This window comes from Streptomyces sp. NPDC007917 (genome assembly GCF_042959105.1).
GTDB lineage: Bacteria > Actinomycetota > Actinomycetes > Streptomycetales > Streptomycetaceae > Streptomyces.
The window spans coordinates 62,522-75,697 of sequence record NZ_JBIBKK010000011.1 but is presented as its reverse complement, the minus strand read 5'-3'; the positions used below and the strand labels follow the sequence as shown (position 1 = coordinate 75,697).

Sequence of the window (13,176 nt, the reverse complement as noted above, 5' to 3'; positions counted from 1 at the left end):
GTCCGTCAAGCCCGTTCGCGCTGCGGCGCTTCGGATTCCGCCGCGATGCCGGGGTGGTGCAGATCGAAGGCGGGGGATTCGCTGCGGACCTTGGGGAGGGCGAGGAAGTTGTGCCGCGGCGGCGGACAGGAGGTCGCCCACTCCAGCGACCTGCCATATCCCCAGGGATCGTCCGCGGTCACCTTCTCCCCGTATTTGGCGGTCTTCCAGACGTTGTAGAGGAACGGGAAGGTGGACAGGCCGAGCAGGAACGCGCCGATGGTCGAGACGGTGTTCAGCGCGGTGAATCCGTCCGCGGCCAGATAATCGGCGTAGCGCCGCGGCATTCCCTTCACACCGAGCCAGTGCTGGACGAGGAAGGTGGTGTGAAAACCGGTGAAAAGCGTCCAATAATGGATTTTCCCGAGCCGTTCATCAAGCATTCTTCCGGTGAATTTCGGCCACCAGAAATAGAAGCCGCCGAACATCGCGAAGACCACGGTCCCGAAGACCACGTAGTGGAAGTGGGCGACCACGAAATAGCTGTCGCTGACGTGGAAGTCGAGGGGCGGCGAGGCCAGGAGCACCCCGGTGAGGCCGCCGAACAGGAAGGTGACAAGGAATCCCACGGCCCACAGCATGGGCGTCTCGAATGAGAGCGCCCCCTTCCACATGGTGCCGATCCAGTTGAAGAACTTCACTCCGGTGGGCACCGCGATGAGGAAGGACAGGAGCGAGAAGAACGGCAGCAGCACCGCCCCGGTGACGAACATGTGGTGCGCCCACACCGTGGCCGACAGCCCGGTGATGGCGATCGTGGCCCCGATCAGACCCACGTACCCGAAGATCGGCTTGCGGCTGAACACCGGAATGATCTCAGTGATCACCCCGAAGAACGGCAGCGCGATGATGTAGACCTCGGGATGGCCGAAGAACCAGAACAGGTGCTGCCACAGCAGCGGGCCGCCGTTGGCCGGATCGTAGACATGCGCCCCGAACTTGCGGTCCGCCTCCAGCGCGAAGAGCATCGCGGCGAGGACCGGGAAAACCATGATCACCAGCACGCTGGTGAGCAACACGTTCCAGGTGAAGATCGGCATCCGGAACATCGTCATCCCCGGGGCGCGCATGCAGACGATCGTGGTGATGAAGTTGACCGCACCCATGATCGTGCCGAACCCGGAGAAGGCGAGCCCCATGACCCACATATCGCCGCCCAGATTCGGCGAATGCGCCTTGTCCGACAGCGGGGTATAGGCGAACCAGCCGAAGTCGGCGGCCCCGTTCGGGGTGATGAATCCGGCCACCGCGATGAGCGAGCCGAAGAGGTAGAGCCAGTAGGCGAGCATGTTCAGCCGCGGGAACGCCACGTCCGGGGCGCCGATCTGCAGCGGCATGATGGCATTGGTGAAACCGGCGAACAGCGGCGTCGCGAACATCAGCATCATGATCGTGCCGTGCATGGTGAACGCCTGGTTGAACTGCTCATTGGAGACGAGTTGCGTGCCGGGCTGTGCCAGCTCCGCCCGCATCACCATCGCCAGCAGCCCGCCGAAGAGGAAGAAGGCGAAGGACGTCACCATGTACAAGGTGCCGATCTTCTTGTGATCGGTCGTGGTCAGCCAATTGATGATGACCGTGCCGACTCTGTTCCGGATTTCCCCTTCGGGCTCCCGCTGCTCCGCCCGCCTCGCCTCTACCGCCATCGCTCCTCCGCCCGACGCCGTACGCGTCCGACGTTCATAACGCGGCTGGGGCGGGAGAGGCCGTTATGACCCTTTGGTGGGCGTGTGACGGGAGTGGTCAACAAAAGACCATGGTTGAGCCCTATGGGCGGAACCCGGAACTCCGCACATGATGCGAGCATGACAGCAAATCTGACGCGTCGTCATATTCTTGGTCTGGCCGCCCTGCGGGGCGCCGCTGCCCTCGGGCTCACCCGGATAGCCCTCTCCCCGGCGGCGGCCGCCGGCCGCCCCGCCCCCACGCCGAGCGCCGAATACGCCCCGGCCGTCGTCGTGGGCTCCGGCTACGGCGCGGCGGTCGCCGCCCTGCGGCTCGGCGAGGCAGGCGTGAAGACGCTGGTCCTGGAGATGGGGCGGCTGTGGAACGCCCCAGCCTCCGACGGCAAGGTCTACTGTTCGATGACCGCGCCCGACCGGCGCTCCATGTGGTTCAAGACCAGAACCGAGGCCCCGCTGGCCACCTTCCTGTGGCTGGACGTCATCAACAAGAACATCACGCCCTACCCCGGCGTCCTGGACCGCGTCCGCTTCCCCAACATGTCCGTCTACGTCGGGCGCGGCGTCGGCGGCGGGTCGCTGGTCAACGGGGGCATGGCGGTCACCCCGTCCCGCGCGTACTTCCGGGAGGTGCTGCCCCAGGTCGACGCCGACGCGATGTACACCACGTACTTCCCGCTCGCCAACCGCATGCTCGGCGCCGCCACCGTCCCGTCCGCGTGGTTCGAGTCCACCGAGTGGTACCAGTACGCCCGCGTCTCCCGCGACCAGGCGAAGACGGCGGGCCTGAAGACCGTCTTCGTCCCCAATGTGTACGACTTCGGCTATATGCAGCGCGAGGCCGCCGGGACCGCGACCAAGTCCGCCCTCGCCCAGGAGGTCATCTACGGCAACAACTTCGGCAAACGCAGCCTCGACAAGACCTATCTCGCGGCGGCCCTCGGCACGGGGAACGTCACCATCCGCACCCTCAGCCGCGCCCGCGCCATCCGCAGGGCCGCTGACGGCACCTACGTCCTGACCGTGGACCGCCTCGACGACACCGGCGCCGTCACCGGCACCGACGAGGTCTCCTGCCGCTCGCTCTTCCTCGGCGCCGGCAGCCTCGGCACCACCGAACTCCTGCTGCGAGCCCGCGAGACCGCCGCCCTGCCCGCCCTGAGCCCGCAGATCGGCCGCGGCTGGGGCGGCAACGGCAACGTCATGCTCGGCCGCGCCAACCACATATGGAACCCGACCGGCGCCAACCAGTCGACGATCCCGGTGATGGGGATCGACGACTGGTCCAACGCCACCAACCCCGTCTTCGCCGAGATCGCCCCGCTCCCGGCCGGCACCGAGACCTGGGCCAGCCTCTACCTGGCCATCACCAAGAACCCCGAGCGCGGCACCTTCACCTACGACGCGGCCAAGGACGCCGCCGTCCTGAACTGGACCAGCACCCAGAGCGCCCCCTCCATCACCGCCGCCAGATCCCTCTTCGACCGCCTCAACTCCGCCAACGGCACCATCTACCGCTACGACCTCTTCGGCGACACCCGCGCCTTCGCCGCCGACTTCTGCTACCACCCCCTGGGCGGCTGCGTCCTGGGCCGCGCCACGGACGCGTACGGCCGGGCCGCCGGCTACGACAGGCTGTATGTGACCGACGGCTCCCTCATCCCGGGCTCGATCGGCGTCAACCCCTTCGTGACCATCACGGCCCTGGCCGAGCGCACCATGGCCCGCGTCCTGGCCGAGGACGGGGTGGGCTGACGTGAGCTGACGGACCGGCACCGCCACCACGACGGCTGCCGCTACGGCCGCGCGGGCCCTTGGGAGCGCGGCAGCGGCTCGAGACCGTGCCGGTGCTCGCCCAGGACCCGCGCGCAGACCCCGGCCTCACCGGCCGGACCGAACACGTCCGCGGGGCCGCCCCCGAAGGCGGCCGCCCTGCGGCGGACCACGGCCGCGTCGGTGTCCTCGGCCACCAGATCGGCGTTGATCGCCGCCGCGGCCTGGAACCCGGCCGCCTGCGCGACCGGGACGTTGGCCAGCAGGTCGGTGACGTTCCCCGCCGCCCACACCCCGGCCACCTCGGTGAGCCCGCTCGCGTCCGAGGGCACATACGTCCCGACCCCCATGGGATGCTCCACCGCGCTCAGCCCGAGCCCCGCCAGGACCTCGCCGCGCGCCACCATCCGCGGCGCCACCGCCAGCGCCGCCACCGGCACCCGGCGCCCCGAGACCAGCCGGACCCCGGCCAGCCGGTCGTCCTCGACGGCGAGCCCGGTCACCTCGCCGTCGACCACGGCGATCCCCCGCGCGGCCAGGCGCTCCCACTCGTCCCCGGCCGGCTCGTCACCGGTGTGGAGGAACAGCGTCACCCGCGGCGACCACTGCCGGAACAGCAGCGCCTGGTGCACGGACATCGGGCTGCCGCCCAGCACACCGATCGGCGCGTCGCGGACCTCCCAGCCGTGGCAGTACGGGCAGTGCAGCACATCCCGCCCCCACCGCTCCCGCAGCCCCGGCACCTCCGGCACCTCATCGACCAGCCCGGTCGTCACCAGCAGCCGCCGCGCCCGAAAGCAGCGACCGCTCCCGGCCTCGACGACGAAGCCGCCCTCCACCCGCCGGGCGGAGACGGCCCGATCGGACACGACCTGCCCGCCGTAGCCGGCCACCTCCTCCCGGCCGATCCGCAACAGCTCCAGCGGCGACACCCCGTCGCGGGACAGCAGCCCGTGCGCCCCCGCGGCGGGCGCGTTGCGCGGCTCGCCGGAGTCGATCACCACCACGGAACGCCGGGCCCGCGCCAGCGTCAGCGCCCCCGACAGCCCGGCGGCACCCCCTCCGACGACCACGACGTCGAACGCGTCAGAAACCCTGTCAGAACCCTTGTCTTCGGTCATGCGCCCACCCTGCGCCGCGTCTGCCGAAACCGCGAACCTCCTTGCCGCTTCAGCAAAGCCGACGGCCTCAAAAAGCGCGTCGCCCCGCTCCCGGCCGAGGGCGGCGAGAGCGGGGCGACGTCGGGAACGGGCGGCTGCTACGCCGCGGCCGGGACCGCCTGGCGGTCGACGCCGGCCGCGTCCGCGTCGTCCAGGGGAGACGCCGAGGCGTGTTCGTAGGCGTGGCGGTCGAGGATCTTCTCGCGGGCCGAGACGAGGACCGGGATCAGGGCCTGGCCTGCAACGTTCGTTGCGGTGCGCATCATGTCCAGGACCGGGTCGATGGCCATGAGGAGGCCGACGCCCTCCAGCGGGAGGCCGAGCGTGGACAGGGTCAGGGTCAGCATGACGGTGGCGCCGGTGAGGCCGGCCGTGGCGGCCGAGCCGATGACCGAGACGAAGGCGATCAGCAGGTAGTCACCGAAGCCGAGGTGCACATCGAAGATCTGGGCGATGAAGATCGCGGCGATGGCCGGGTAGATCGAGGCGCAGCCGTCCATCTTCGTCGTCGACCCGAAGGGCACCGCGAAGGAGGCGTACTCCTTGGGGACGCCGAGGCGCTCGGTGACCTTCTGGGTGACCGGCATGGTGCCGACCGAGGAGCGGGAGACGAACGCGAGCTGGATCGCGGGCCACGCGCCCTTGAAGAAGTGCAGCGGGTTGACCTTGGCGACCGTGGCCAGCAGCGTCGGGTAGACGCCGAACATCACCAGGGCGCAGCCGATGTAGATGTCGGCGGTGAAGGTGGCGTACTTGCCGATGAGGTTCCAGCCGTACTCGGCGATGGCGTAGCCGATGAGGCCCAGGGTGCCCAGCGGGGCGAGGCGGATGACCCACCACAGGGCCTTCTGCAGCAGTTCCAGGACGGCCTGGCTGAGGGTGAGGATCGGCTGTGCGTTCTCGCCGAGCTGGAGGGCGGCGACCCCCGCGACGGCGGCCATGAAGACGATCTGCAGGACGTTCAGCTCGGTGAACGGCGTGATGACGTCCGTCGGCACGATGCCGGTGAGGAAGTCCAGCCAGGAGCCCGCGTGGTCGGGCTTGGAGCCGTCCTGCGGGGTCAGGCCGGTGCCCGAGCCGGGGTTGGTGAGCAGGCCGATCGCCAGGCCGATGGCGACCGCGATCAGCGAGGTCGCCATGAACCACAGCAGGGTGCGGGTCGCGAGGCGCGCGGCGTTGTTGACGTTCCGCAGGTTGGTGATCGAGACCAGGATCGCGAAGAAGACCAGCGGGGCGACGGCCAGCTTCAGCAGCTGGACGAAGATCGAGCCGATCTTGTCGAGGGTGGTGACCAGCCAGCCGACGTCACCGCTGCGGGCGACCCAGCCGAGCACCACGCCGAGCACCAGGCCCAGCAGGATCTGCGCCCAGAACGGCACCTTGGGCAGGCGTATGGGGGACGTCTTGGACGGCGTCTCGGAGACGGATGACAACGGACACACTCCGTAGGCAGGAAAAAGTCAGGGGACGAGGAAGCGGACAAGGGTGAGCCAGGAGTCCGTACGGTCTCCGGCCGCTGGGGGGTGAGAAGCGGTCAGCCGCGGCAACAGGCCGCTGACCGGCAGCGGCAGAGATCGATGTGCAGGCGCGCCACGAGCGGGACGCTCATGGGGAATCGGGGCGCGGCTGCTGTCGTCATGACGAAAACATTAACACTCTGGCTTTGAGTTCCCCATAGGCAAGCTTTTACACACAGGAGTGCGAACGAACAACGTCCCGTCGGCCAGCGGAAGCTGACCGACGGGACGCCGCAGAGGTGTGAGGAGAGTTACAAGCAGAAGCCGCGCGGAAACGCGGCGATGTGGCTCAGACGCCGTCTTCCTGGCTCTGGTTCGCCGCGAGCCGCGCCTTGGCGCGGTCGACCCGCTCCGAGACCTGCACCGCCATCTCGTCGCGCTGCTTGCGCAGCAGGACGAAGCTCAGCGGCGCCGAGACGACCAGGGCCAGCAGCGCGACCCAGAAGAGGTTGGAGCCGCCGAGCCCGGCGGGCACCACCCGGAAGTACACCAGGGCCCACATCACCAGGAACGAGCCCGCGAAGATCCCCAGGCGCATGGCGGTGTAGCGGAACGTCGCGCTCGGCTTGAAAGACACGGCCGTCTTCTTTCTGCTGGGAAGTCCTGCCCATCCAGTGAATCACGGACGCCCCAGGGCCTCCGCGACGACCCTGAGATCCGACACCAGCCCCTGGTAGACCGCCTCCCGGTCGTCGGCGCGCAGCACGGCGGAGGGGTGGATGGTGGCGACCACGCACTCCCGCGCCCCCTCCTCTTGGACGGGCAGCAGCATCCCGCGCTGCTTGGTGACCCGGAAGGAGGAGCCGAGCAGCGCCTTTCCGGCAGTCGCCCCCAGCGCCACGATCACCTCGGGGTCGATCAGATACAGCTCGGCGGTCAGCCATGGCCGGCAGGCGCTGATCTCGCGCAGGCTGGGCGGCTTGTGGATGCGCCGTTTGCCGCGCCCGGGGAGGTGGCCGAACTTGAAGTGCTTGACGGCGTTGGTGATGTACGTCTCGGTCGGGTCGATGCCCGCCTCGTCCAGCGCCCGCGTCAGCACCTTGCCCGCGGGCCCCACGAACGGGCGACCCTGCCGGTCCTCCTGGTCGCCGGGCTGCTCCCCGACCAGTACGACGCGGGCGCCCGGGTCCCCGGTGCCGAAGACGGTCTGACTCGCCTCGCGGTGCAGCGGGCAGCCGCGGCACCCCGCGGCCGCCTCGCGCAGCGCGGCGAGGTCGGCGCCGCGCGGCACGAAGGGCTCGGCGGTGTACGCGTCCTCGGGGTCGCGCGCCGCCCCGGCGGAGGCCTTGGCCATGTAACGGCGAGTACCCGCCCCGGGGGCCGTCAGACACCGACCGGGGCGGGCACCGGCAAACGCCGCGGGCGTCAGACGCGCATGGCCTGCGGCGCCTCGCGCCGGTCCGGGTCAGGCCCCTCGTACTCACGGATGATCTCGTAGCGGGTGTTCCGCTCCACCGGCCGGAATCCCGCGTCCCGGATCAGTTCCAGCAGATCGTCGCGGGTCAGCTTGTTCGGCGTGCCGTAGTTGTCGGCGTCGTGGGTGATCTTGTACTCGACGACCGAGCCGTCCATGTCGTCCGCGCCGTGGTTGAGCGCGAGCTGCGCGGTCCGCACGCCGTGCATCACCCAGAAGACCTTCACATGGGGGACGTTGTCGAACAGCAGGCGCGAGACCGCGAAGGTCTTCAGCGCCTCCGCGCCGGTGGCCATGGTGGTCCTGGCCTGCAGCCGGTTGCGGACCTTGCCGTCCTTCATGTCCACGAAGTCGTGCTGATAGCGCAGCGGGATGAAGACCTGGAACCCGCCGGTCTCGTCCTGCAGCTCGCGCAGCCGCAGCACGTGGTCCACCCGGTGCCGGGGCTCCTCGATGTGCCCGTACAGCATGGTGCACGGGGTCTTGAGGCCCTTCTCGTGGGCCAGCCGGTGGATGCGCGACCAGTCCTCCCAGTGGGTCTCGTGGTCGACGATGTGCTGCCGGACCTCCCAGTCGAAGATCTCCGCGCCGCCGCCGGTGAGCGACTCCAGGCCGGCGTCGATCAGCTCGTCGAGGATCTCCGAGGCCGGCAGCCCGGAGATCTTCTCGAAGTGGTGGATCTCGGTGGCGGTGAAGGCCTTCAGGGACACCTGCGGAAGGGCTTCCTTGAGGGCCTTCAGCGACCGCGGGTAGTAGCGCCAGGGCAGGGTGGGGTGCAGACCGTTGACGATGTGCAGCTCGGTGAGGTTCTCGTTCTCCATCGCCTTGGCGAGGCGGACGGCCTCCTCGATGCGCATGGTGTACGCGTCCTTCTCACCGGGCTTGCGCTGGAAGGAGCAGTACGCGCACGAGGCGGTGCACACATTGGTCATGTTGAGGTGGCGGTTGACGTTGAAGTGGACCACGTCACCGTTCTTGCGGGTGCGCACCTCATGGGCCAGCCCGCCGAGCCAGGCCAGGTCGTCGCATGCGTACAGCGCGATACCGTCCTCGCGCGACAGCCGCTCACCGGCGCGGACCTTCTCTTCCAGTTCGCGCTTGAGACCCGCATCTTGGATAGACGCAGTCATGCGGCCGCCTCCCATACGTCTGCAATACGTCTGCTTATGTAGGCCTTTGCTTTAAGTGGCCTTCCTGAGACTACGCCTTGACGTCGTCGGGCAATTCGCCGACCCGGTTCTCCCACTTCGTGGACAGCACGATCGTGGTACGCGTACGGGCGACGCCCTTGGTGCCGGACAGCCGCCGGATGGTCCGCTCGAGCCCGTCCACGTCCGAGGCGCGCACCTTGAGCATGTACGAGTCGTCGCCCGCGATGAACCAGCAGTCCTCGATCTCGGCCAGCTCGCGCAGCCGCCCCGCCACGTCCTCGTGGTCGGCGGCGTCGGAGAGCTGGATACCGATGAGCGCGGTCACCCCGAGGCCGAGGGACGCGGCGTCGACGGTCGCGCGGTAGCCGGTGATCACTCCGGCCGCCTCCAGGCGGTTGATCCGGTCCGTGACGCTGGGTCCGGACAGGCCGACGAGCCGGCCGAGCTCCGCGTACGACGCCCTCCCGTTCTCCCGCAGGGCCTGGATGAGCTGCCTATCCACCGCGTCCATATGCCGTGCGCCTTCCATTATTCAGAGATACAGCAAGTTTACACGCATAAACTAAGGTATAGGGGCATCCCACCCTCTAGAACCTGTGGGCCCCGCAGCCTGTGCGGCGGGCCACGGAGGCGGGGCGACGCGGCGGCGGCGGTGCCCGCTACCCGTCCCCGGTCCCACCCCGGAGTTCCCCCTCCCACCGGCGGTACAGCTTGTGCGGCACCCCCGCCGCGTCCAGCACCCGCCCGGCCACGAAGTCCACCAGATCCTGGATGTGGGTCGCCCCCGCGTAGAACGCGGGCGAGGCGGGCACCACGACCGCGCCCGCCTCGTCCAGCGCGACCAGGTGCCGGAGGGTCTGGCCGCTCAGCGGCGCCTCCCGCACCGCGACCACGAGCGGGCGGCGCTCCTTGAGCGTCACGCTCGCCGACCGCTGCAGCAGGTCCTTCGACAGGCCCAGCGCCACCCCGGCCACACACGCGGTGCTCGCCGGGACGATCAGCATCCCCTTGACGTCATAGCTGCCCGAGGACGGGCCCGCGGCCAGGTCCCCGGCCGCCCAGTGGCGCACGTCCGCCACGTCCACCTGCGGCTCGAAGGCGTCGGGCGTGCCGTCCGCGCCGCGCGCCAGCCAGCGGCCCAGGTCCTCGCGCCAGTGCGCGTCCCGGAAGGAGATGCCCGTCTCGTCCAGCAGCGTCAGCCGTGAGGCCCGGCTGACCACCAGGTCGACGGCCTCCCCCGCGGACAGCAGCGCGCGCAGTACGGAGGCGGCGTACGGCGTCCCGGACGCGCCGGAGACACCGACCACCCAGGGCCGGCGCCGGCTCACTTCTTCGTGCGGTCCGTACGGCTGACTGTGCGGCCTGTACGGCTCGTGCGGCGGCTCCACACGACGAGCCTAACGGGCGGGCCTCATGGGCTCAGTCCCCGCACCAGCAGGTCGAGCAGCGCGCAGCAGAACAGCGCGATGCCGACGAAGCCGTTGACCGTGAAGAAGGCGCGGTTCAGCCGGGACAGATCGCCCGGCCGCACGACCGAGTGCTCGTACCAGAAGGCCGCCGCCACGATCACCAGACCCAGCCAGAAGAAGAGCCCGGCGTCGGTGGCCAGCCCGTACCAGCCCAGCAGCAGTGTGGTGACGACGTGACAAACGCGCGCCCCGTACAGCGCCCCCGCGATGCCGAAGCGGGCCGGCACCGACTTCACCCCGTGGGCCCGGTCGGCCGCCACGTCCTGGCAGGCGTAGATCAGATCGAAGCCGCCGATCCAGACGCCGACCGCGAGGCCGAGGATCACCGCGTCCCAGGACCACTCCCCCGTGACCGCGATCCACGCCCCGACCGGGCCCATCGCCTGGGCGAGGCCGAGGATGGCGTGCGGGAAATTCGTGAAGCGCTTCCCGTACGGATAGACCACCATCGGCACCACCGCGACCGGCGCCAGGGCCAGGCACAGCGGGTTCAGCAGCGCGGCCGCGCCGAGGAAGACGGCGAGCGCGACCAGCGCGCCGATCCAGGCGGAGCGCACGGGCACGGCGCCGGTGACCAGCTCGCGCCCCGCGGTGCGCGGATTGCGGGCGTCGATCTCCCGGTCGATGATCCGATTGCAGGCCATGGCGAAGGTGCGCAGCCCCACCATGGCGACCGTCACCAGCAGCAGCCGCAGCCAGTGGATCGTGCCGTCCCACAGCTGCATCGCGGTCAGCGAGGCGATGTAGGCGAAGGGCAGCGCGAAGACCGAGTGCTCGATCATCACCAGCCGCAGAAAGGCGCGGACGCGGCCGGGCGGCGCGGCGCCGGGGCCGAGGACGCCGGGGGTCGCGGAGTCAGCGCTCATCGGGCCACCCCGGCGGGGGCATGCCCACGCCGCCTGCCTCCGGTTCTCGATGCGCCAGTCACAGCCCGTACTCCTTCCATCGCCTTGTCACCCGATCGGCCGTCTCGGGGTCGGACTCGACCATGCGCGGCCAGCCGCCGTCACGCGTATAGCCCTCCTCGGGCCACTTCGCCGTGGCGTCGATGCCCGCCTTGCCACCCCAGAACTGCTGGTACGAGGCGTGGTCGAGGTGGTCGACCGGGCCCTCGACGACGGTCAGGTCGCGGGCGTAGTCGGTGTTGCCCAGCGCCCGCCAGGACACCTCGTGCAGATCGTGGACGTCGCAGTCGGCGTCGACCACGACGATCAGCTTGGTCAGCGACATCATGTGCGCGCCCCAAATGGCGTGCATCACCTTCTGCGCGTGTTTCGGGTACTTCTTCTCGATGGAGACGATCGCACAGTTGTGGAAGCCGCCCGACTCCGGGAGGTGGTAGTCCACGATGTCCGGGACGATGATCTTGAGTAGGGGGAGGAAGAACCGCTCCGTCGCCCGCCCCAGCGGCCCGTCCTCGGTCGGCGGACGGCCCACCACGATCGACTGCAGCAGCGGGCGCTGCCGCATCGTCACACAGTCGATGGTGAGCGCCGGAAAGGGCTCCTGCGGGGTGTAGAAGCCGGTGTGGTCGCCGAACGGCCCCTCGGGGAGCATCTTCCCGGGCTCCAGCCAGCCCTCGATGACCACCTCGGCGTGCGCCGGGACCTGCAGCGGCACCGTCTTGCAGTCGACCATCTCGACCCGTCGGCCCTGGAGGAAGCCCGCGAGCAGGTACTCGTCGATGTCGCCGGGCAGCGGCGCGGTCGCGGCGTACGTCACGGCGGGCGGCGCGCCGAAGGCGATGGCCACCGGCAGCTTCTCACCGCGCCTGGCGGCCACTTGGTAGTGGTTGCGGCTGTCCTTGTGGATCTGCCAGTGCATGCCGATGGTGCGGCGGTCGTGGCGCTGCAGCCGGTACAGGCCCAGATTCCGGGCCCCGGTCTCGGGGTGCTTGGTGTGGGTCAGGCCGAGGTTGAAGAAGGAGCCGCCGTCCTCGGGCCAGGTGAACAGCGCGGGCAGCGCCTCCAGGTCGACGTCCTCGCCCGTGAGCACCACCTCCTGCACGGGCGCGTCCTTCACCTTCTTCGGCGGCACATGCGCCATGGCGCCGAGCTTGCCGAACGCCTCGCGCAGCCCGCCGAAGCCGTGCGGCAGCTCCGGCTTGAGCAGCCCGCCGATCTTCTCGCCGATCTCGTCGTACGAGGCGAGACCGAGGGCCTTGAGGAAGCGGCGGTCGGTGCCGTAGACGTTCATCGCCAGCGGCATGGACGAGCCCTTGACGTTCTCGAAGAGCAGGGCCGGACCGCCCGACTTGTTCACCCGGTCGACGATCTCCCCGATCTCCAGATACGGGTCGACTTCGGCCTTGATGCGCCGGAGGTCTCCCTCGCGGTCGAGCGCCCGCAGAAAGGAGCGAAGATCGTCATAAGCCATGCGTTCCAGTATCCGGTACGCACTACCCTGGAGCAGTCATGGGGCCACGCGCGGCCCACCATCGTTCCCCGGGGACCGGCCATCATGCTCAGGTATCTGCCCTTCCTGCTCATCCTGGCGCTGTGGATCTACGCCTTCATCGACTGCCTGAACACCCCCGAAGAGGAAGTGCGCCACCTCCCCAAGGTGGTCTGGGTGATCATCGTGCTGCTCTTCGGCGAGGTGCTGATCGGCCCGATCGCCTGGCTGGTGGCGGGCAAGAACCGGCCCGCGCTCGCGGGCGCGGGCGGCGGCGGCAGCCGTTCCGCGGCCGGGCCCCGGCAGCAGTGGGTGGCCCCGGACGACAACCCGGAATTCCTCAAGTCCCTCCGCGAGGAGAACAAGAAGGACGACGAGGAGCTCCTCAAGGACTGGGAGGCGGACCTGCGCCGCCGCGAGGAGGAGCTGCGCCGCAAGAACGAGGAAGGTTCGGGGGACGCGAAGGAGTAAACCCTTCAAGGGCGACGCGAAGAGGCGTACGGGCCGATGGGCTCCGTACGCCTCTTCGTGTCTCAGCGGCTCAGGTCGTGCACCTTTGTGTCACGGCCTTTGTGTC

The 13,176-nt window shown here is 69.5% G+C and carries 12 protein-coding genes; 2 read left to right on the top strand and 10 right to left on the bottom strand.

Annotated elements, in window-relative coordinates:
• Positions 1 to 5: 5 nt before the first annotated feature.
• A complete protein-coding gene (gene ctaD, locus ACFZDL_RS23010; RefSeq protein ID WP_353592220.1) occupies positions 6 to 1,685 on the bottom strand; it encodes a cytochrome c oxidase subunit I in 1,680 nt (559 codons plus the stop codon).
• Between the two features lie 159 nt (positions 1,686 to 1,844).
• Here ctaD and ACFZDL_RS23005 point away from each other — a divergent pair, with 159 nt between their 5' ends.
• Entirely contained in the window at positions 1,845 to 3,476 is a 1,632-nt protein-coding gene (locus ACFZDL_RS23005; RefSeq protein WP_353592219.1) for a GMC oxidoreductase, read from the top strand.
• 41 nt (positions 3,477 to 3,517) lie between these two features.
• On the opposite strand, the gene ACFZDL_RS23000 is transcribed toward ACFZDL_RS23005, so the two are convergent.
• The 9 genes from ACFZDL_RS23000 to ACFZDL_RS22960 form a co-directional block, all read right to left on the bottom strand.
• Positions 3,518 to 4,615 (bottom strand): NAD(P)/FAD-dependent oxidoreductase, encoded by a 1,098-nt coding sequence (locus ACFZDL_RS23000; protein ID WP_353592218.1) that lies wholly within the window; start codon positions 4,613 to 4,615, stop codon positions 3,518 to 3,520.
• A gap of 137 nt (positions 4,616 to 4,752) precedes the next feature.
• On the bottom strand, positions 4,753 to 6,087 hold the full coding sequence (locus tag ACFZDL_RS22995; protein ID WP_353592217.1) for a dicarboxylate/amino acid:cation symporter: 1,335 nt from the start codon (positions 6,085 to 6,087) through the stop codon (positions 4,753 to 4,755).
• Between the two features lie 373 nt (positions 6,088 to 6,460).
• Positions 6,461 to 6,748 (bottom strand): DUF4229 domain-containing protein, encoded by a 288-nt coding sequence (locus ACFZDL_RS22990; RefSeq protein WP_353592216.1) that lies wholly within the window; start codon positions 6,746 to 6,748, stop codon positions 6,461 to 6,463.
• 42 nt (positions 6,749 to 6,790) lie between these two features.
• A complete protein-coding gene (locus ACFZDL_RS22985) occupies positions 6,791 to 7,465 on the bottom strand; it encodes a UdgX family uracil-DNA binding protein (RefSeq protein ID WP_353592215.1) in 675 nt (224 codons plus the stop codon).
• Between the two features lie 71 nt (positions 7,466 to 7,536).
• On the bottom strand, positions 7,537 to 8,715 hold the full coding sequence (gene mqnE / locus ACFZDL_RS22980; protein ID WP_391192077.1) for an aminofutalosine synthase MqnE: 1,179 nt from the start codon (positions 8,713 to 8,715) through the stop codon (positions 7,537 to 7,539).
• A 70-nt stretch (positions 8,716 to 8,785) separates the two neighbouring features.
• The gene (locus tag ACFZDL_RS22975) at positions 8,786 to 9,247 is read right to left on the bottom strand and encodes an Lrp/AsnC family transcriptional regulator (protein ID WP_353592213.1); all 462 of its coding nucleotides are present in this window, start codon (positions 9,245 to 9,247) and stop codon (positions 8,786 to 8,788) included.
• A gap of 148 nt (positions 9,248 to 9,395) precedes the next feature.
• A complete protein-coding gene (locus ACFZDL_RS22970; protein WP_391192074.1) occupies positions 9,396 to 10,124 on the bottom strand; it encodes a UbiX family flavin prenyltransferase in 729 nt (242 codons plus the stop codon).
• 23 nt (positions 10,125 to 10,147) lie between these two features.
• Complete coding sequence (mqnP, locus tag ACFZDL_RS22965) at positions 10,148 to 11,071, bottom strand: menaquinone biosynthesis prenyltransferase MqnP (protein ID WP_353592212.1); 924 nt, start codon at positions 11,069 to 11,071, stop codon at positions 10,148 to 10,150.
• Positions 11,072 to 11,129: 58 nt separating this feature from the next.
• Complete coding sequence (locus ACFZDL_RS22960) at positions 11,130 to 12,581, bottom strand: menaquinone biosynthesis decarboxylase (protein ID WP_353592211.1); 1,452 nt, start codon at positions 12,579 to 12,581, stop codon at positions 11,130 to 11,132.
• Positions 12,582 to 12,665: 84 nt separating this feature from the next.
• Here ACFZDL_RS22960 and ACFZDL_RS22955 point away from each other — a divergent pair, with 84 nt between their 5' ends.
• Positions 12,666 to 13,070 (top strand): PLD nuclease N-terminal domain-containing protein, encoded by a 405-nt coding sequence (locus ACFZDL_RS22955; RefSeq protein WP_353592210.1) that lies wholly within the window; start codon positions 12,666 to 12,668, stop codon positions 13,068 to 13,070.
• The last annotated feature ends 106 nt before the right edge of the window (positions 13,071 to 13,176 follow it).

Coding starts and splice junctions, on each gene's coding strand:
- ctaD (WP_353592220.1), bottom strand. CDS start 1,685: ATGGCGGTAGAGGCGAGGCGGGCGGAGCAGCGGGAGCCCGAAGGGGAA.
- ACFZDL_RS23005 (WP_353592219.1), top strand. CDS start 1,845: ATGACAGCAAATCTGACGCGTCGTCATATTCTTGGTCTGGCCGCCCTG.
- ACFZDL_RS23000 (WP_353592218.1), bottom strand. CDS start 4,615: ATGACCGAAGACAAGGGTTCTGACAGGGTTTCTGACGCGTTCGACGTC.
- ACFZDL_RS22985 (WP_353592215.1), bottom strand. CDS start 7,465: ATGGCCAAGGCCTCCGCCGGGGCGGCGCGCGACCCCGAGGACGCGTAC.
- mqnE (WP_391192077.1), bottom strand. CDS start 8,715: ATGACTGCGTCTATCCAAGATGCGGGTCTCAAGCGCGAACTGGAAGAG.
- ACFZDL_RS22975 (WP_353592213.1), bottom strand. CDS start 9,247: ATGGACGCGGTGGATAGGCAGCTCATCCAGGCCCTGCGGGAGAACGGG.
- mqnP (WP_353592212.1), bottom strand. CDS start 11,071: ATGAGCGCTGACTCCGCGACCCCCGGCGTCCTCGGCCCCGGCGCCGCG.
- ACFZDL_RS22960 (WP_353592211.1), bottom strand. CDS start 12,581: ATGGCTTATGACGATCTTCGCTCCTTTCTGCGGGCGCTCGACCGCGAG.
- ACFZDL_RS22955 (WP_353592210.1), top strand. CDS start 12,666: ATGCTCAGGTATCTGCCCTTCCTGCTCATCCTGGCGCTGTGGATCTAC.